This window comes from Streptomyces sp. MUM 2J, from assembly GCF_022414535.1.
Lineage (GTDB): Bacteria > Actinomycetota > Actinomycetes > Streptomycetales > Streptomycetaceae > Streptomyces.
Genome location: NZ_JADWYM010000001.1, coordinates 282036 through 302630, shown reverse-complemented (window position 1 = coordinate 302630; position 20595 = coordinate 282036). Strand labels below are relative to the sequence as shown.

The 20595-nt window shown below is 73.9% G+C and carries 5 protein-coding genes; 2 read left to right on the top strand and 3 right to left on the bottom strand.

The window, feature by feature from the left end; translation table 11 throughout:
- Positions 1-380: 380 nt before the first annotated feature.
- From I3F54_RS01140 to I3F54_RS01125, 3 genes are read right to left on the bottom strand one after another with little or no spacing between them, the layout of a single operon-like run.
- Positions 381-1175 (bottom strand): thioesterase II family protein, encoded by a 795-nt coding sequence (locus tag I3F54_RS01140; protein ID WP_240116753.1) that lies wholly within the window; start codon positions 1173-1175, stop codon positions 381-383.
- 35 nt (positions 1176-1210) lie between these two features.
- Complete coding sequence (locus tag I3F54_RS31980; protein WP_275675553.1) at positions 1211-5236, bottom strand: type I polyketide synthase; 4026 nt, start codon at positions 5234-5236, stop codon at positions 1211-1213.
- Entirely contained in the window at positions 5226-19031 is a 13806-nt protein-coding gene (locus tag I3F54_RS01125; RefSeq protein WP_240116596.1) for a non-ribosomal peptide synthetase, read from the bottom strand. The genes I3F54_RS31980 and I3F54_RS01125 overlap by 11 nt, the downstream gene beginning before the upstream one ends.
- A gap of 609 nt (positions 19032-19640) precedes the next feature.
- On the opposite strand from I3F54_RS01125, the gene I3F54_RS01120 reads away from it, so the two are divergent.
- Complete coding sequence (locus I3F54_RS01120; protein WP_240116595.1) at positions 19641-20090, top strand: RNA polymerase sigma factor; 450 nt, start codon at positions 19641-19643, stop codon at positions 20088-20090.
- Between the two features lie 189 nt (positions 20091-20279).
- Complete coding sequence (locus tag I3F54_RS01115; protein ID WP_240116594.1) at positions 20280-20495, top strand: MbtH family protein; 216 nt, start codon at positions 20280-20282, stop codon at positions 20493-20495.
- The last annotated feature ends 100 nt before the right edge of the window (positions 20496-20595 follow it).

Sequence of the window (20595 nt, the reverse complement as noted above, 5' to 3'; positions counted from 1 at the left end):
ATCACACCCCGAACGGGTGGGGTCCGGAGCTGAGGCAGTGTCATCGAACAGCAGGACCGGGCGCGTTCCCAGAGCCCGGGCACCGAAGACCGCAAAGGTTTCGGTGTGGGGACACCGCCCGCGACCGTGCCCCTCCCGGAGGCGGGCCGGTGACATGTCGGGTGGTGGACACCCCTGCCCCGGGCCCGCGCGCTCGCCCCGGTGTGCGGACGTACCACCGGGTGCGCGGGCCTCCTCCACCTACGCCGCCCTGCTCCGGCCCGCCGACGCCGCTCCACCCGGCACACGGCCGCCCGGTCCGGGCGGCCGCGCCGGTCGCCGCTTCGCGGGCCGGAGGTACGGCTCCGCCGCCGCGCCGCAGGTGTTCGGCCGAGTCGCGGTCAGCCCGTGACCTCACGGACGGCCGCGACGATCCGGTCGACCAGCGGTCGAGGATCGGGCAGAAAGTAGAAGTGCTCGCCGGGGAACAACGTGCTGCCGAGCCAGGGTTCGGTCCACTCCGCCCAGCCGTCCAGCAGCTCGGTCCCGACGGCGGGGTCCGAGAGCCCGCCGTACACCGACACCGGGACCGTGAGCCGCGGCAGCCCGGTGTCGGGCGCCCACTCCTCGGCCGCCCGGAAGTCATTGCGCAGCACGGGCTCGAAGAGCGACCACAGCTCCGGCTCGTCCAGGACCGCCTGCGAGGTGCCGCCCATCTTCAGGAGCGCCGCCTTCAGTCCGGACGGGGGCAGATGGCTGCGCCGGGTGACGGCGGCCGGCCCGGCGTGCGGCGGACGCGCCGCCGAGATGCCCAGCCAGCGGGGCTCCGGCAGCCCCTCGGCCGCCAGCAGCCGGGTGAACTCGTACGCGGCCATCGCCCCCAGACTGTGCCCGAAGACGGCGAACGGCCGGTCCAGCAGTGGCCGGACGCCGGAGCCGGGCTGGAGCGTCCAGCGCACCAGCCCGTCCACGGTCGGCAGCAGTGGCTGCCGGTGCAGCCGGCCCCGGCCGGGCGCCTCGAACAGGCAGATCTCCCAGTCGGCCGGAAAATGCCTCACCCAGTCCCGGTAGGCGATGTGGGATCCGCCCGCGTGATGGAAGAGGAGCAGCCGCAGCGCGGGATCGTCCACCGGTACGGGGCGGACGATCCGCTGCACGGCCGGGCGGAGCGTGTCGCCCGCCTCTCGGTTGTTCATGTCGGCATCCTCGTGTGGTCCTCGGGCGGGCTCGGTCACAGCGCCCGCACCCTGGTGACAGCCGGTCGGTCCAGCCGGATCAGCCGCTCGCGCAGCACGGCGCCGACGATGCCGAGCGCGTCGCCGCGCAGCACGCCGTAGTGGTCGCAGGGCAGATCGACGCCCTCCACCGCACCGCCCACGTACGGCTTCCACCGTGAGACCGGCGCCGGCGCCGACGCGTCGTGGCTCTCGGTGGCCGTGAACGCCAGCAGATCGCACGAGACGGTGCCGGGCGTGTACGAGAACAGGCTCTGCGTGTTGCGCAGCATCACGTCCGCGATCCGGCCCAGAGACTCCTCCTCGATGCCCGCCAGCACGCTGTCCGAGCCGCGCAGCCTGCTCACCACCTCGGCCAGGTCGGGGCCGGGCCCGTCCGGACCGACCACGATGCCCGCGTCGGTCAGCAGGACCTGCATGAGGAAGGCGTCGACCTCCTCGGCGTCCGGCAGCTTCAGCGCGTCGTCCGCGGTGAAGGGGAAGGCGTCCAGCGTGGCCAGCAGCGCCACCCGCTCCCCGGCCCCCTCCAACTGCCCGGCCACCGCGTGCGCGACGAATCCGCCGAGCGACCAGCCCATCAGCGCGTACGGGCCGGACGTCTGGACGGCGCGGATCTCCTGCACGTAGTCCGCCGCCATCTCCTCGATGGTCCGCGGCACGGCCCCGGGGTCCGTCAGCCCGCGCGACTGGATGCCGTACACCGGGAACCGGTCGTCCAGGGCCGGGAGCAGTCTCGCGTACGGCCATGCGACGCCGCCGGCCGGGTGGACGCAGAAGAGGGGGGTGCCGCTGCCGCCGGAGCGCAGTTCGAGGACCACGTCCAGCGCGGTGCCCGAGTCGCCGCGGGCCCCGTCGAGCCGGGCTGCCAGGTCCGCGACCGTGGGGTGTTCCACCAGGGCGGCCACGGTGAAGGTCCGGCCCAGGGCCGAGCGGACCCGGGACGCCAGCTGCAGCGCCAGCAGTGAATCGCCGCCCAGGTCGAAGAAGTTGTCCTCGACACCGATGCCTTCGAGGCCGAGCACCTCCTGCCAGTGCTGGACGAGGTCCCGCTCCAGGCTGGTGCGCGGCGCGGCGTACGGGCAGTCGAGGGCCGGCCGCCGGTTGAACGCCGGGAACGCGCTGGACCGTTCGGTCCGGCCGTCGGCGCCGGTGCCGCCGTGCGCAGGACCGCTGCCGGCGCTCCGGGCGTGCCCGACGGCCGCGTCCTCCGCCACGGTCTGCGGATACGGGGCCACCGACGCGTGCCCGGTCCCGGACGGCGCCGCGTGCGACGCCTCGCCGGCACGGATCTCCGCGGCCCCGGCGTTCGGTTCGTACGGCAGGGGTGCCTCCTGCGCGGGCGCGGATGCCGCCGTCTGCGGGGTGACGCGCTCGATCCAGTGCCGGGTGCGCTCGAACGGGTAACCCGGCAAGGGAACACGCTGCGCTGAGAGCCGGTCCGTGTCCGGCTCCCGCTCCGATCCGGCCGCCCACAACCGCCCCAGGGAGTCGAGGAGGTGCGTGACGTCGGACCGCGTCTCCCGTGCGTGCCGCATCATCGGCACCACGGGCGTCCCGGCGCCCAGCTGGGCCTGGGCGTGCCGGGTGAGGCCCCGGCCGGGGCCCACCTCGGTGAGGGCGATGTTCCCCGACCGAGCCAGCTCGGCCAGCCCGTCCGCGAACCGGACGGTCTCGCGCATGTGGCGGACCCAGTACGCGGGGTCGGTGGCCTGATCCGGCGTGATCCAGGTGCCGGTCACGTTGGAGATGTACGGGATCCGTGGCACGCTCAGCTCGACCCGTCCGACCAGCTCCGCGAACTCCGGCAGCACGGCGTCCAGGTGCCGTGAGTGCGGTGCGATCCGCAGCCGTACCCGGGACAGTGCGACCCCGGCCGCCGACAGACGCTCCTCCAGGGCCGCCACCGCCGACTCCGAGCCGGAAACCGTGCACGAGGTCCGGGAGTTGACCGTCGCGAGGTCGACCTCCGTGCCCTCCAGATACGGGGCGAGCTCCTCCTCCGGAAGCCACACGCCCAGTGTCGCACCGCCTTTGCGGTGGAGCAGCCGGTCGCGCTCGTGCACCAGGACGAGGGCGTCCTCCAGGGACATCACCCCCGCCAGGCAGGCGGCCGTGTACTCGCCGAGCGAGTGCCCGAGCATCGCCGAGGGCGTCACGCCGTGTGACGCGACGAGTCTCGCGAGCGCGTGCTCGACGGCGACCAGCGATGCCAGCAGGGCCGGCGCGGCCGGCTCCAGCCCCGCGTACAGCTCATCGGTCAGGTGATGCCCGAGGCGGGGCCGCAGCGCGGCGGACGCCCGGTCCATCTCTTCCCGGAACACCGGCTCCGTGCGGTACAGCTCCGCGCCCATCTCCGGGTACTGGGCGCCGCCGCCGGGCAGCAGGAACGCCACCCGGCGCCCGACCTGCGCCGGCGCTCCCGCCGGCTCCCCGGCCGCCGTGCGCAGCTGCCCGACGGCCTCCGCGACCGTACGGGCCGCCACCGCGCGGCGGTACGCGAACCGCCGGCGGCCCACGTCCAGGGTGTGTGCGACGTCGCCGAGCCCGAGGTCCGGGTGCGCTTCCAGGTGGTCCGCCAGCTGCCGGCAGGCGGTGGCCAGCTGGGACGGTGTGCGGGCCGACACCCGCAGCAGGTGCGCCCCGCCTCCCTCCTCCCCGGCGGCACGCCGTTGCGGCGGCTCCTCGACGATCACGTGGGCGTTGGTGCCGCCGACACCGAAGGAGCTGACGCCCGCGCGCAGCGGGGCGCCCTCGGCGGGCCGCCACGGCCTGACCTCCCCGAACACGCGGAACGGGGTCGGCTCGAAGTCGATCGACGGGTTGGGCCGGGTGAAGCCGACGGTCGGAGGCAGCGTGCGGTGCCGCATCGCCAGGATCACCTTGATGAGACCGGTGACGCCGGCCGCCGCGTCGGTGTGCCCCACGTTGGACTTCACCGAGCCGAGTGCGCAGAAGCCCGTCCGGTCCGTGCTCTCCCGGAAGGCCCGGGTCAGCGCGTCCACCTCGATCGGGTCTCCCACCGGTGTTCCGGTCCCGTGTGCCTCCACGTAGCTGATGGTGTCGGCGGACACCTCGGCGGCGAAGTGCGCTCCGAGGATCGCCGCCGTCTGCCCGTCCGGGCTCGGAGCGGTGTAACCGGGCTTGCGCCGGCCGTCGTTGTTGATCGCGGAGCCCTTGACGACGGCCCAGACGCGGTCGCCGTCGGCGAGGGCGTCCTCCAGGCGTCGCAGCACCACGGCGGCGACGCCGTCGCCGCGTATGGTGCCCCGGGCCTCGGCGTCGAAGGCGCGCGTGCGGCCGTCGGGGGAGAGCACGCCCTGCTCGACGTACCGGTAGCCGCGGTGGGCCGACGGGTTGAGTGCGGCGCCGCCGGCCAGGGCCGTGTCGCAGCGGTAGTTGAGCAGGTCCTGGCAGGCCAGGTGCACGGCCACCAGCGAGCTGGAGCAGGCCGTCTGTACGGACATGCTCGGACCGGTCAGGCCCAGCTCGAACGAGACGCGGGTGGCGAACGCGTCGACCATGTTCGCGGACTTGGCGGCCAGCATGGTCAGGGAGCCCGGCTCGTGGGCGTACCGGGGGTGGACGTGGCTGAGGAAGTACTCGCTCTGGCTGCTGCCGCCGTAGACGCCGATCTCGCCGCCGGAGCGAGCCGGGTCGTACCCGGCGTGCTCCAGCGCGTGCTGGCACGTCTCCAGGAACAGCCGCTGCTGCGGGTCCATCAGCTTGGCCTCGGCCGGCGAGTAGCCGAAGAACTCCGCGTCGAAGAGGCCGATGTCGTCGATGACCGAGGCCATACGGACCAGGGTGGGATCGCCGAGGTCGCTCCGGGAGCCGCCGGCCGCGAGGAAGTCCTCCTCGGATACCGGCTTCGCGGACTCGTGCCCGGCCAGCAGGTTCCGCCAGAACTCCCCGACGTCCCGGGCGCTCGCCCAGCGGCCGGCCATGCCGACCACCGCGATGCCCAGCTCCTCGCTCTCCTCGTCGCCGGGGCCCCCGGCGTTGCTCATGTCCTCATCCGTCATCGCGTGAGTCCTTTCGGGCTGCGGCATTCCGCGCCGCCGACTTGCGGGCGGAAGCCTTGTTCCGGGCGCGCGCCTGCTTCTGGCGGGCGGCCCGGTCGGCGCCGGCCGACACGTCGACCGTGGCTGTCACCGCTCCGTCGAGATGCCGGGCCATCGCCGCCGGGGTGGGGTGGGTGAAGAGGTCGGCCAGCAGGATGTCGAGCCCCAGCCTCTGCTTGACTAGAGCACGGACGGTGACCAGCAGGATCGAGTGCCCGCCCAGGTCGAAGAAGCTGTCGTCCGGGCCGATGTCCTCGCGTTCCAGCACCTCCGCCCAGACGGCGGTCAGTGCCCGGATCAGTTCGTCGGCCGGTCCGGCGGGCGCCGCCCCGGCCGCCGGTACGGCCGTCCCGGCCCTTTCCGTGGAACAGGCCACCGGTGTGCCGAAGGCGTCGGGCAGTTCGCCGCCGGCCGGATCCCCGGTGCCGGTCACCGCCGCGACGAGCCGCTCCAGCGGCCGCACCGGGGCGACGGTGTGGGCCCCGGTCCAGGGCGCGGCCGGGTCCAGCCCGATCAGCAGGTGCGGGGTGTCGTGCCGCAGCGCGACGTCCAGTGAACGGACGGCGTCGCAGGGCCGCAGCACCCGGTAGCCGCGCGCCTCTGACAGCTCGCGCACCGCCACCCGGTCCCGGCTCATGCCGGTGGCGTCCCACATGCTCCAGGCCAGACTGTATGCGCGCAGGCCCAGGTCCCGTTGACGGACCGCCAGCGCGTCGAGGCAGGCGCTGGCGGCCGCGTACGCCCCGTTCATCGCGCCGCCGAAGTGGCCGTTGACCGAGGAGAACGACACGAACAGCAGACCCTCGCGGTGGGCGAGCGCTTCCGTCAGGTGTTCGGCACCGTCCACCTTGGCGTGCAGGACCGACCGCCAGCGCTCCGCCGACGGCTCGGTCACCGGGAACTCGTCCGAAGTGCCGGCCAGATGCCACACGCCGTCCAGCTCACCGGCCGCGCCGAGCAGCCGCCGCACGTCGGCGGCGTCGCCCACGTCGGCGGGCACGTACCGTACGTCGCCCAGCTCGCGGAGCTCGCGCAGGGCCCTCGCACGGGCGCCCTCGTCGGCCGGCGCGCGGCCGGTGAGTGTCAGCCGGCAGCCGTACCGGGTCAGCAGGTGACGGGACAGCTCGACGCCGATCCCGCCGAGACCGCCGGTGACCAGGTGGTGTCCGCCCCGCGCGAGCGCGGGGGAGTCGGCTTCCACCGGCGGCAGTTCCGCGATCCGGGGTACCAGACGGGCCTCCGCGTCCAGCGCCACATGCGGCTCCGCGCAGGGGGCGAGCAGTTCGGCGTGCAGCCGCCCGGCGAGACCGGGATCCGCCGGCGTTCGTACGTCGATCCACCGGCCGGACAGGCCGGGGAGCTCCTGGACCGCGCTCTTCAGCAGCGCGACCCCGGCGGCGTCCCCGGCGGGCGCGACGACGGTGAGCGCCGCGCCCGCGGGGAGCGCGCCGATCAGGCGGGCCAGCCCGACGACCTCCTCGCGCACACGCAGCCGCGTCAGGTCCACGACCCGGTCGGCGGGGGTGCCCAGCCCGGCAAGCTCCGAGGCGGTCCCGACCACCGTGCACCGGCCGCCGGACTTCTCCACCAGGGCGGCCAGTTCGCCGGCGGGCGGCTGCCCCTTGGCTGCCAGCAGCACCACATGGGCGCCGGACCAGTCGCCGGCGGCGGCCGGCCGCTCGGCCGGCTGCCACACCGGGCGGTGGAACCAGTTCGGCAGCGTCCGCTCGTTGCCCAGCAGCAGGTCGGCCGTGCGGATCGCGTCCGCATGCTCCCCGGCCTCGAAGGCCGCTCGCAGCGCGGGCCGCTGGATCTTGCCGATCTCCGTCTTCGGCACGTCCCCGGCCATGACCGGGATCACGAACGCCGGCCGGACCCCGCTGCGCGCGGTCACCTCACCGGCGATCTGCCGCAGCGCCGCCGCCCTGTCCGTGCCCGGCCGCAGGACCAGGTACACCGCGAGCTGGTCGGTGTCCGCACCGGGTGCGGTGACCGCCACGGCGGCGGTGAACGAGGTCCTCACCGCCGGGTGCTCCTCCACCACGGACTCGATCTCGTGCGGTGCCAGGTTGCGGCCGTTGACGACGATCGTGTCCTTCGCCCGCCCGGTCATGGTCAGTTCGCCGCCCTTGAGGAAGGCGAGATCGCCGGTGTCGAACCAGCCGTCCCCGGGGAACGCGGCCGCGTTCTGCTCCGGGTTCTCGTGGTAGCCGCCGGTGACCGACGGGCCGCGGATCTGGAAGTGACCCACTGTCCCCTCGGGCACCACGCGGCCCTCGTCGTCCGTGATCCGGATCGACGTGCCCGGGTAGGGGCGGCCGAGGCAGACGTATCGGTCGTCGTCACCGCTGTTCTCCAGCGTCAGGACCGCGTCGGTCTGCGCCGAGCTGGTCTCCGCCATGCCCCAGATCGGGTGCAGGGCGTCCGCCGGCAGCCCGAAGGGCAGCAGGTTCCGGACGAACCTCCGGGCGGTCCGCACGACGACGTTCTCCGCCCCGTTGCCGACGATCCGCAGCGCCGACAGGTCCCAGCTCCTGCCGGCGAACTCCCCGGCACGATCGTTGACCAGGCCGAAGGCGAAGTTGGGCGCCCACGTCCAGGTGACGCGATACGCGGACAGGGCGTCCAGCCAGCGCAGCGGGTCCTCCAGCACCCGGCCCGGGGCGCACAGGATCTGCCGGGCGCCGAGCACCACGTCCCTCAGGTGGACGTGGACGATGCCGCCGACGTGGTCCATCGGCATCCAGTTGAACGACACGTCCGCCGCGCCCAGCCCGTTGAGCTGGGCCGTGCCGGCCGTCCGGGCGAGGATGTTGCGGTGCCTCAGCTCGACCGCCTTCGGGACGCCGGTGCTGCCGGAGGTCAGCATGAGCAGGACGAGGTCGGCGCCGTCGGCGGCGTACCAGTCGGTGTCCTCCTCGGACCGCAGCAGTTCCTCGATGACGGCGATCCGTGCCGCCGGCCCTTCGGGGCGCCGGAGCATGGCGGCCATGCCGTCCGGCGACGAGCCGGCGGCGGTGAGGACCGGCGGCCGGCCGAGCATCTCCCAGGCCGTCTCGAGCTTCTGCGACTGCGCGGACCTTCGCGCGTAGCCGAGCGGCGGCGCGGCGAGCGGCACGGCCACCATGCCTCCCATCGCGCATGCCCAGAAGGCGGTCACGAACTCCCGTGTGCCGGCCAGCTGGAACAGCACCTTGTCACCGGGGGCCAGGCCGAGCCCCCGCAGGCCGCGCAGCACCCGGGACGCGTCCTGGGCCAGCCGGGCGTACGACTGCCGGTCCTCGGTGCCGTCCGCGCGCAGATGCACGATCTCGGCCTGCGGGCCGGCGCAGGTCGCGCGGCGCAGGGCGGTCAGCAGGTCCGGCACGTCAGCCGGCACGAGGTCGCCGCCGTACGTCTCCGACGGCGGGGCGTCGTCGGCCGCCGTGCCGCTTTCCGCGGCCGGGTCCGCCGCACCCGCGCCCCGGCGGTCGACCGGGGCGTCGAGGCCGAGGTGGACCCGGGCTGCTGCCGGGGCCGGCACGGGCCGGAGGGTCACGGCGGCGGTCTCCACTCCCGGGTCGGCCAGGAGCCGGTCGCGCCAGGCCACGGCCAGATCGTCGTCCAGCACCGGCAGCGCGGCCAGGACCTCGGCGTCGACCGCGCCGGTCGCCGTGCGCGGCAGCGTGGAGACGAGCGCGACGTGCGGCGTCCGGCGCTGGGCGGGCAGCGCCCGGCGGACGGAGCCGGCGACCTGGGCCGAGGCCAGGTGGCGTTCGGGTACGACGTGCAGGACCAGGCGTTCCACCCCGTCCGTGCCGCGGCGCACGGCCGCGGCGCACTCGCGCACGCCCGGCATGCCGAGCGCCGCCGCCGCGGCGGCCGTGGCTTCCTCGTCGGCTCCGCGATCCGGCTCCGGGCCGCGGCCCAGTTCCGAGAGCCGCAGCGACGGGTCGGCGCCCGCCTCGGCGAGCACCTCGCTCATCAGGTCGGTCAGCGACTCGGCGGTCCCGGCGTCGAACAGGTCGGTGCCGTACTCCACCGCCAGGTCCAGTCCGGCGGGCGAACCGTCCGCGTCGCGGTGCTCCGAGAAGCCGAAGACCAGGTCGAACTTGGCCACGTCCAGGTGCATCCGCTCGGGTGCGACCGGCATGCCGGCCAGCTCGGCCGTGCCGGAGGCGGCCTCGTTCAGCGCCAGTGAGACCTGGAACAGCGGGTGCCGGGCGAGGTTCCGGCGCGGGTTGAGCTTCTCCACCAGCACGTCGAAGGGAAGGTCCTGGTGCGACTGCGCCGCCGCGGTGGTCTCCCGCACACGGCGCAGCAGTTCACCGAACGCCGGGTCCGCCGACGTGTCCGTGCGCAGCACGACCGTGTTGACGAAGAAGCCGATCAGAGGGTCGAGTGCCGGGTCCGTGCGGCCCGCCAGAACGGTACCGATGGGGATGTCCTCGCCCGCGCCGGAGCGCGTCAGCGCGGCACCCAGGGCTGCCTGCACGACCATGAACAGCGTGGCGCCGTGCTCCCGGCCGACCTGCGCGAGCCGCGCGTGCAGGTCGGCGTCGAAGGTCCTTCGCACCAGCCGGCCCTGACGGCTCGGTGCCTGCGGGCGCGGCCGGTCGTAGGGCAGCGCCAACTCGTCCGGCAGGCCGGCGAGCCTCTCCTCCCAGTACGCGAGCTGGCGCGCGGACGTGCTCCCGGGGTCGCCCTGGTCGCCCAGCAGCTCCCGTTGCCACAGCGCGTAGTCGCCGTACTGGACGGGCAGTTCGTTCCACTCGGGGGCGCGGTCCTCGCAGCGGGCCCGGTACGCGGTGGTCAGGTCCTGGGCCAGCGGGGTCAACGACCAGCCGTCCGCGGCAATGTGATGCAGCACCAGAAGCAGGACGCTGGTGCCGTCCGACGACTGGAACAGGTGGGCACGGAAGGGCAGGTCGGTGTCCAGCGCGAAGCCCATCCGGGCCGCCGAGCGCACCTGCTCCTCCAGCAGCCGCTTCGGCGTCTCCGCCACGAACAGGTCCGGCTCGGCGTCCGTCGCGTCGATCACCAGCTGCACCGGTCGGCCGTCCCGCTCCGGGAAGACCGTGCGCAGCGACTCGTGGCGGCGGACGACATCGGCCAGGGCCCGGCGCAGCACCCGGCTGTCGAGCAGCCCGGGGAAGCGGAGGACCACCGGGATGTTGTACGTGGCGCTCGGGCCCTCCAGCCGGTCGATGAACCACAGCCGGGTCTGGGCCAGGGACAGCGGCATCGGGTCGGGGCGTTCCACCGGGGCGAGTGGTGGGCGTGTGCCCTGTCCGGTGCAGGCCTCCGCGAGTTCCGCGACGGTGGGCCGGGCGAACAGCTCGGCAACGCCGAGTTCCAGACCCAGGGCCGTACGGATCCGGCCGACGAGCCGGGTGGCCAGCAGTGAATGGCCGCCGAGGGTGAAGAAGTTGTCGCCACGGCCGACCCGGTCGACGCCCAGGATCTCGCACCACACCTTGGCGAGTGCCTTCTCCAGCGGCGTCGTCGGCGGGTCGGCGGGCTCCTCGACGACGCTGTCGCCGCCTCCGCCGGACGGGAGCTCGTCCACCAGGTGGACTGCGCAGGGCACCGGGACGCCGAAGCGGTCGGGTTCGGTGACGGCCGTGGTGTCGGGCGCCGCGCCCGTCACGTATCCGGCGAGGTGCCGCAGCGGCTCGGCGGGCGCGTCGAGGTGGCTGCGCACCCAGGGGGCGGCCGGGTCGAGGCCGACCAGGACGTGCCCGGGGCCGTGGCGCAGGGCGACGGCCAGCGACCGCAGTCCGTCGCGCTTGCCGATCAGGCGGAAGCCCCGGGCCCGGGCCAGGTCCTTCTTCGCGTAGCCGGCACTGGCTCCCAGGTCGTCCCACATGCTCCAGGCCACGCTGTGGGCGCGCAGCCCCAGGGCCCGCTGGCGTTCGACGAGCGCGTCGAGGTACGCGTTGCCGGCCGCGTACGCCGCGGCCAGAGCGCCACCGAACCAGCCGTTGACCGACGAGAAGGACACGAAGAGTGTGCCCGGCCGGTCGCGCAGGGCGTCCGTGAGGACGGCCGCACCGGTCGCCTTCGCTGCCAGGACAGCGTCCCAGTGCCCGGAATCCGTCTCAGGCAGCGGCAGTTCGGCGAAGGTCGCGGCCAGGTGCAGGACGCCGTCGAGCTGTCCGTACGTGTCCTCCGCGTCCCTGAGGACCCCGCGTACGGCGTCGGCGTCGCACACGTCGGCGACCGCGTAGCGCACGTCTCCGAGGGCGCGCAGTTCCTCCATGCCGGCGGTGCGCTTCGGGTCGCCCGTGAGCGGAGTGCGGCCGACGAGCGTCAGCCGTACCCGGTGGCCGGTCAGCAGACTGCGGGCCAGCTCGACGCCCAGCCCGCCGAGGCCACCGGTCAGCAGGTAGTGCCCGCCCTGGTGGAAGGCGGGCGCCGCGTCGGCGTCCGGGCGGGGGGCGGGCAGCGCGGCCAGGCGGTTGACCCAGCGGGTGCCGTCACGCAGGGCGACGACCACCTCGCTGGGCAGCGTGGCGATCTCGGCATGCACGGCGGCCGCCGCACCATCGGAGCCGGACGCGACGAGCACGTCGTCGATGTCCGTCCAGCGGGCGGTGAGCCACGGCAGTTCCTGCACCGCGCTTTTCAGCACGGCCGTCGCGGCCGCCCGTTCCGGCCGCACGGCGTCTCCCGGGACGACGGAACAGCCGCCCGCCGCGACGACCTCCAGCGTGATCCGCCGGTCGCCGCCGGATGTGCCGGCGAGCGCGGCGATCAGCCGGCCGAGATACCGCGCCTCGTCCTGTGACCGTGCCGGGTCCGGTTCCGTGTCCGGCGCGGGAGCGGCCATCGTGACGTCGACGATCCGATCGGCAGCCGGGTACCGCGCCGGGGACAGGGCGTCCTCCCGGGACGCGACGACCGTGCTCGTGCCGCCTGCCGCGGTGATGCGGACGGCCAGCGCGTCCGCGAGTTCCCGCAGGGTGCCCGCGACGATCAGCGTGTGCCCGGCAGCCGTCCGCGGGTCGACGCCGTGCACCGGCTCCGCGCGCCGCCACACCGGACGGTGGAACCAGTCGGGGGTCGTGCGCTCGTTGCCGAGCAGGACGTCCGTGCGCCGGACGAGGTCCGCATAGGCGCCGTCCTCGAAGCGCTTGCGCAGCAGGGTCCGCTGGATCTTGCCGATCCCGGTCTTCGGGATGTCCTCCTTTCGTACGGGCAGGACGAACGCCGGAGTGACACCGAACTGCCGCGTCACTCTCGCCCTGACCTCGGCCACCGTGGCCCGCGGGTCGGCGGCCGCGCGCGGCACGCAGAACACGGCGAGGTCGTCCGTGGTCGCGCTCGCCGAGGCACGCACCGCGACGGCGGCCGTGAACGACCGTTCCAGAGCGTCGAGTTCCTCGGCCGTCGCTTCGATCTCCTGGCTGGAGTGGTTGACGCCGTTGACGATGACGACGTCCTTGGCCCGGCCGGTCAGCGTCAGTGCGCCGTCCCGCAGGAAGGCCAGGTCACCGGTGTCGAACCAGCCGTCGTGGGTGAACGCCTCCGCGTTGTGCCGCGGTGCACGGTGGTAGCCGTCGGTCACCGCGCCGCCGCGTACCTGCAGGCGCCCGATCCGGCTCTCGGGCAGCGTGCGCCCGTCCTCCCCGGCGATCCGGATCGAGACGCCGGGCAGCGGCCGGCCGCAGCTCACGTACGGGTCGTCGTCGCTGCTGTCGTCCAGGGTGAGGACCGCGTCGACGCGGCCCGAGCTGGTCTCCGACATGCCCCACTCCGGGTGCATGGCGGTACGGGGCAGCCCGAAGGGGGCCAGCGCGGTGATGAAGCCGCGGGCCACGCGGGCGACCACGGCCTCGCCGCCGTTGATGACCAGGCGAAGGCAGGACAGGTCCCAGTCGTGCCCGGCACCGGTCTCGGCCAGCCGTTCCACGACGAGTCCGAAGGCGAAGTTGGGCGCCCATGTGCTGGTGGCGCGGTGGCGGTGGATCGCGTCCAACCAGCGCAGCGGGTCCTCCAGCACCCAGGCCGTGGGCGCCTGCACCTGCCCTGCCCCGGCCACCACGTCGCGAACGTGGAACATGACGACGCCGCCGACGTGGTCCAGGGGCATCCAGTTGAACGAGACGTCCTCCGGGGTGAGCCGGTGATGCCGGACCGTGGAGACGGCGTGTGCGAGCAGATTGCGGTGCCGCTGCTCGGCCGCCTTCGGCCTGCCCGTGCTGCCCGAGGTGAGCAGCAGAAGCACCAGGTCGTCGGGTGAGGCGGGGTGCCAGTCGCGGTCCTCCGGACAGCGCAGCAGGTCGTCCAGAGCTGCCACACGCGGCCCGTACTCCCGCCCGAGAGCGGCGACGATGCCCTCGCGGCCCGCCGCCGGGCCGAGCACCCACGGACGGTCCAGCATCTCCCAGGCTCCGGTGAGCCGGGTCAGCTGTGCGCTCTCCTGCTCGTACCCACCCGGCGGTGCGGCCAGCGGCACGGCCGTGATGCCACCGAGCACACACGCCCAGAAGCCGACGACGAACTGCCGGGTGTCCGGCAACTGGAGGAGGACGGTGTCGCCGGCGGACACGCCCGCGTCGCGCAGGCCGCGCAGCACCCGTGAGGCCTCCTCCGCCAGCCGGGCGTACGACTGGCGCTCCTCGCCGCCGCCCGCCCGCAGGTGCACGATCTCGCCGCCGCCCCCGGCCGCGGCGCGCAGGGCGTCGGTGAGCGAGGCGTACGGGAGCTCGCCGAGGTCCGGGCCCTCACTCAGCGACAGCCGTACCTCGCCGCTCGGTGCCGTGGCCTCGTCGTCCCACGCGGTCGTGGCGTCCTCGGCACGGCCGGGCAGCGCGGCGGGAACGTGCCCGATGTGCAGCGGGTCGCGGGCGGGCCGCTCGCTGTCCCGGACGAGTACCGCCGCGCCGGTCACACCGGCCCCGGCGGCCAGCCGCCGTCGCCATGCGGCGGCCACGCCGTCGTCCGGTACCGGCAGGGTGAACAGCGCCTCCGCGTCGAGCGCGCCCTCGTCCGTGCGCGGCAACGCCGACACCAGGACGACGCGCAGCGGCGGCGCCGACGGGGGCAGCGCGGCCCGCCCGATGACGGCGAGCCGTGCCGGGTCCGGGGCCCCGTCCGGTACCACGTACGCCACCGGCTCGGCCACGCCCGCCAGCGAGGTGCGGACGGACACCAGGCACTCGCGCACGCCGTCCTGCCCTATCAGGGCCCGTTCGCACTGCGGCAGGCTCCCGGTCGGCGCCAGGTCCTCGTCGTCCGCGGACAGCAGCCGCGACAAGGGCCGGAGCGGGTCGGCGGCGGCGCTCACCAGCACCCGGCGCAGCCGTTCGAGCAGCGCCTCCACGGTCGCCCGCTCGAACAGCTCGGTGCTGAACTCCACGGAACCGGCCAGCCCTTCGGCCTCCCCCGAAGGGCTGCGCCGCTCGGCCAGCGACAGCGTCAGGTCGAAACGCGACACGCCCACGTCGGCGGGCGCGAAGCGCACGGCCGACCCGGCCATCTCCAGGTGGGCGTCACCCGCGTTCTGCATCACCAACATGACCTGGAACAGCGGGTGACGACCCACCTCGCGGCGCGGGTTGAGCCTGTCCACCAGCCAGTCGAAGGGCACGTCCTGATGGGACTGGGCGGCGAAGTCGGCAACGCGGACCCGGTCCAGCAAAGCAGCGAACGACGGGTCGCCCGAGGTGTCGGTGCGCAGCACCAGGGTGTTGGAGAAGAACCCGGCCAGTCTGTCCAGCGCCACGTCGTCACGGCCGGCCACCGCCGTGCCCAGCGGCACGTCGGTGCCCGCCCCGGACAGCGTCAGGGCCGCCGCCAGCGAGGTCTGGAGCACCATGAACACGCTTGCGCGGTGCGCAGCGGCCAGGTCGCCCAGAGCCCGGTGCAGTCCGGCGTCCAGCACGAAGGGCACGGCATCGCCCGCGTAGGCGTGCGTCCGCTCGCGCAGCCGGTCGTACGGCAGCTCCAGCTGCTCGGGCAGGTCGGCCAGGGCCGCCTCCCAGTGGGCGAGCTGACGGCCGGCGCGGCTCGCGGGGTCGCCGGGGTCGCCCAGCAGCTCGCGTTGCCAGAGCGTGTAGTCGGCGTACTGGGCCGGCAGCGGCTCCCATTCCGGCGTGTGGCCTTCCGCCCGCGCGGTGTAGGCGGCAGCGAGGTCGTCGGCCAGCGGCACGAGGGACCATCCGTCCGCCGCGATGTGGTGCAGCACCAACAGCAGCGTGTGTGCGCCGTCATCGGAACGGAACAGGTGGGAACGCAGCGGGAGTTCGGTGCTCAGGTCGAAGCCGGACCGGGCCGCTCGGACGACCCGTGCCCGCAGCTCCTGTGCCGTCACGTCCGTCACGTCGAGTGCCGGACGTGCCTCCCCGGGGGCGAGCACCCGCTGGTACGGCTCGCCCTCCACGTCGGGGAAGACCGTACGCAGGGCTTCGTGCCGCGCGCACACGTCGGCGAGCGCCTCGCGCAGTGTTCCGGCGTCCAGTCCGGAGCCGAGGGTGAGGACGAACGGGATGTTGTAGGTGGGGCTGGGGCCTTCGAGGCGGTTGAGGAACCAGATTCGGGCCTGTGCGGGCGACAGCGGCACGCGCTCGGGCCGCACCGCCGGCACCAGGGCCGGCCGCGCCCCGCCGCCGACCGGGGCGGCCGCCTCCAGCCGCGCGGCCAGTGCGCCCGGGCACGGTGCCTCGAACACGGCCGCCATGCCCGTCTCGGCGTCCATCGTGTCCCGTATCCGGGTCAGCAGCCGGGTGGCCGACAGCGAGTGCCCGCCGAGGTCGAAGAAGTCGTCGTCGGTGCCGACCGTGCCCTCCGGCAGGTTCAGGACCTCCTCGAAGAGCCGGCACAGGCGCGCCTCGGTCGCCGTACCGGCGGCCCCGCCGGACGCGGCGGCGGCGAAGTCGGGCGCGGGCAGGGCCTTGGCGTCCAGCTTGCCGTTGGGCGTCAGGGGCAGCGACGGCAGCACGACGCAGGCGTTCGGCACCATGTGCTCGGGCAGGGCCGCCGCCAGGCGGGCGCGCAGCGCGGTCGGCTCCGGGGACCGGCCGGAGGCCGGCACGGCGTACGCGACCAGCACCTGCGCACCGCCGTCCCCGCGTGCCACGACCGCCGCCTGCGCCACCTCCGGGTGGCCCACCAGAGCGGCTTCGATCTCGCCGGGCTCGATGCGGAAGCCGCGGACCTTCAGCTGCCGGTCGGCGCGGCCCGCGTACTCCAGCGTGCCGTCAGGAGCCCGGCGGGCCAGGTCACCGGTGCGGTACATGCGCCCACCGGCCGGCCCGAACGGGTCGGCGACGAACCGCCCGGCGGTCAGCGAGGCCCGCCCGAGGTAGCCGTCCGCCAGGCCGGGCCCGGCCACGTACATCTCGCCGGTCCAGCCCGGCGGCACCGGCTGGAGGGCGTGGTCCAGGACGTACACCCGCAGGTCCGGCAGGGCCGTGCCGATGACGCTGCGCGCCCGGGGGTCCTCCACGAGGGCGCGTGTGACGCGTTGGAAGGTGACATGCACGGTCGTCTCGGTGATGCCGTACATGTTGACCAGGGCCGGGGTGTCGTCGCCGTACCGGTCGAGCCATGGACCCAGGTGCGCGGGTTCCAGCGCCTCGCCCCCGAAGACGACGTAGCGCAGGCTGAGTTCGCCGGCTCCGGCTGCCTGGTCCGCCTGGACGAGCTGCTGGAAGGCCGACGGCGTCTGGTTGAGGACCGTGACGCCCTCGTGACGCAGCAGTTCCAGGAACTCGGCGGGGGAGCGGGTGACCGTGTACGGGACGACGACGAGCCGGCCGCCGTACAGAAGCGGACCCCAGATCTCCCAGACGGAGAAGTCGAAGGCGTACGAGTGGAAGAGCGTCCACGTGTCGTCCGGGCCGAAGGCGAAGTGCGCTGCGGCGGTCGCGAACAGCCGGACGACGTTGGAGTGCGGGACGAGCACACCCTTGGGCCGTCCGGTGGAGCCGGAGGTGTGGATGACGTACGCGGTGTGTGCCGGCGTGAGCGTTGCCAGGCGGTCGGCGTCGGTGAGGTCGGTGGCGGAGCGCGTGGCGAGGGCCCGGCCGGTGGCGGGGTCGTCGAGGACGACGGCGGCCGCTCCGGTCTCCGGCAGCGTAGGCGCGGTGGCCGCGTTCGTGACCAGCAGTGCGGGCGAGGCGTCCTCGGCGACCGAGCGGATGTGCCCGGCCGGGTAGCCGGGATCGAGCGGCAGGTAGGCGGCCCCCGCCTTGAGGATGGCGAGGAGGCCGACGATCAGGTCGGTGGAGCGCGGCAGGCAGAGGGCCACGATCCCGCCGGGGCCGGCCCCGCGCTCGACGAGCAGCCGGGCCAGGCGGTTTGCGCGCGTGTTGAGTTCAGCGTAGGAGAGACGGGTTCCCCGGTACGCGACGGCCGTCGCATCCGGCGTACGCGCGGCAGTCGCCTCGAAGCGGGCGGGCAGCGTGTCGGTGGGGCCGCTGTCCACGGAGACGGCCCGGGGGAGCTCGCCGTCCCGCACCAGGGAGATCCGGGCGAGCGGAAGGTCCGCATCCGCCTCGGCGATGCGCTCCAGCAGGAGCAGGAACCGTTCCTGGTGCATGTCCAGTTCGGCCTCGGTGTACAGCTGGGGGTTGGCGTCGAAGGCGATGTTCAGGCCCGCCCCGCCGGCCCCGGGCCGCACGGTGACCGACAGGTCCTCCACCGGGCCGCCGGTGAGGTGGTGGTAGGTGCTGGCGTGCTCGCCGAAGCGCGCGTCGTTGACGAACGGCACGATGTTGACGACCGGGCCGTACAAGCGCCGCCCGCCGCCCACCAGTTTGAGGTCGTGGCGCAGGTCCTCACCCCGGTACCGCTGGTGCTCGACGACGGCGCGCAGCTCGGCGGCGAGCGAGCGGGTGAGGTCCGAGACGGTGGTGGCCGGGTCCACGGCGACCCGCAGGGGCAGGATGTTGGACACCATGCCGGGTGTGCGCAGCGCGGCGGAGCCGACCCTGTTCAACGTCGGCAGGCCGAGCACGACGTCACGGGCGCCGGTGACCCGGTGAACGTACGCGGCTGCGGCCGTCAGCACCAGAAGCTTTGCCTTGTCCGTGCCCAGCCGGGACGCCGCCGCCGTCAGCCGCGCGGTCTCCGCGACGCCGAGGTCCGTGGTGCGGCGCAGGGCGCCGGGGACCGGCGCCGCGGCGCCCTCGGTCAGGCCGACCGCGCCGGGGAAGCCCCCGAACCGCTCGGCCCAGAAGGCACGGTCGCGCTCGAAGGGCTCCGAGCCACGGTACGCCGCCTCCTCGCCGAGCAGGGTGAACACCGGCGCGAACCTGCTCTCTGGCACCTCTTTTCCGGCCACGAGCGCCGAGTAGACCGCGGCCAGCCGCTGGACGATCAGCGTGTACCCGTACCCGTCCAGCAGGATGTGGTGGGCCCGCTGGTACCAGAGCCAGCGGTCCGGCGCGGCCCGGAACAGGGCCTGGGTGGACAACGGCCCCTCGGCCGGCTCCACAGCCGTCGCCAGGTCGGTGCGCATCCACGTCTCGGCCGCCGCCAGCGGGTCGGGGGCGGCGGAGACGTCGACGCGGTGGAGGGGCCAGTCGCCGTCGGGTGACAGGACCATCCGGGGGCCGTCAGGGGTGTCGGTGTAGCGGAGGCCGAAGGTCTCCGCCTCGGCGATCGTGCGGCGCAGCGCCGTCTCGAAGAGCCTGGCGTCGACCGGGCCGTGGATCTCCAGGTACTCCCCGGTGTTGTAGGCGGCGTTCGCCGGGTCGAGTCGCTGGGCGAACCAGATGCCCTTTTGCGCGCCCGACAGTGGGCGACCGGCGTCCTCGTGAACAGACATGGCACCAACCCTGAGTAGACGTACTTACTTTCACTGCCGAAGGAAACCCCTGCGAGTCGGCAGGGGAAATGTGGGCGATGACTTCTCGGCTCGGCTGTGGGAAGGGAACGGCGGATGCCCTTGTAGGGAGTCGTAGGTCGCGAGGAGCGCTTCTGCGCTCCATTTGGCCATTCCCCTGTCTGCTTTCCCGGGTTTCCCGGGTTTTTCCGGGAACGGACTTCCCATGGATTGCCTGCCGGCGGTCACCCGCGCGCCCACCATGCGCCGCATGACCCATGCATGACGTTGTCCCAGGAGCGGATGCCCCGGTCGCCGTCGCTGGTCAGGATAGGGCGGGTGGCCCCGACGGTGCCACGGGGACCGGGATACGCCCAAGGCACGCTCCGTGCCTTGAAAGGCTCAGGGCGATCCCGTTTCACTGGGACCGTGATTCCGCGTCATCGGGTGTGGGCCATACGAAAGCCCCACCGCAAAGAGCATGAGTTCGGCCGGAACCCGGCCCGTTCGGCTTCGAGTAGGGTGCGTCCTGTAGTGAGAACGACGAAGGATCCAGGTCCCTCTGCCGTCACGGTTCTGCTGCCGCGCGCACAATCCGGGGACGGCAGAGCCATGAACGACCTCCTCCGCCACATCGCCCCCTTCGTCGGACGGCTCTGCCTGCGCATCGCACGCGGGCACAGTTCCGACGCCGCCCAGGAGGCGATGCTCGCGATCTACCAGGGCCTTCGCGGGCTGCGCGAGCCGACCGCCTTCTACGGCTGGGTCAAGGCCGTGACGATCCGGGAGGCCGTACGGACGACGAAGCGGGTCGGCCCAGGTCCCTCCGACGGGCTCCCCGAGGTGGCGCAGGACGCCAACCCACTCATCACCGTGCACATTTCGGACGTGATGAACCGGCTCCCCGCCCACCACCGGGAGATCCTCACCCTGCGGGCCGTCTACGGCATGGACGAGCAGGAGATGGCCGCCACCCTCTGCGTCCCCGTCGGCACGGTTCGCTCGCGCCTCCACAGGGCCCGGCGCAGCTTCCAGGACGCCTGGCTCAAGTCGGCCGGCTGACCACGCCGTCCGCCCGGGCGGTCACCCTCGTCTGCCGGCGCGGCTCGCGGCCGTCCTGCATCGCCGTGAGGCCCGCGCGCACGCCCGGCCCGGCGAGATCACTGTCAGCGCCCGGGCAGTGGACCAGCGATCACGGCGGGTCCCGTCGCCGGATCCACCCACATCCCAGCGGAAGAACAAGGTTGAGGGATGACGAACCCCTTCGAGGACGCACGCGGAACGTATCTGGTACTGGCCAACGACCAGGAGCAGTACTCTCTGTGGCCAAGCGCGATCGACGTGCCCGCCGGATGGCGGACCGTACTCGACGCAGCCCCGCGCCAGAAGTGCGTCGAGTACATCGACACCCACTGGGTGGACCTGCGGCCCAAGGACCTTCGCGGGGCCACGCCCGCCGGCTCTTGACCTGGTGCCTGCTGCGGCACCGCCCACCCGGCCTTCCCCGGGGCAGCTCTGGAAGCGGTCCGGACGGCACTGCCGCCGACCGGGCCGGCCCCGCTGACGG

Coding starts and splice junctions, on each gene's coding strand:
- I3F54_RS01140 (WP_240116753.1), bottom strand. CDS start 1,175: ATGAACAACCGAGAGGCGGGCGACACGCTCCGCCCGGCCGTGCAGCGG.
- I3F54_RS01125 (WP_240116596.1), bottom strand. CDS start 19,031: ATGTCTGTTCACGAGGACGCCGGTCGCCCACTGTCGGGCGCGCAAAAG.
- I3F54_RS01120 (WP_240116595.1), top strand. CDS start 19,641: ATGAACGACCTCCTCCGCCACATCGCCCCCTTCGTCGGACGGCTCTGC.
- I3F54_RS01115 (WP_240116594.1), top strand. CDS start 20,280: ATGACGAACCCCTTCGAGGACGCACGCGGAACGTATCTGGTACTGGCC.
- I3F54_RS31980 (WP_275675553.1), bottom strand. CDS start 5,236: ATGACGGATGAGGACATGAGCAACGCCGGGGGCCCCGGCGACGAGGAG.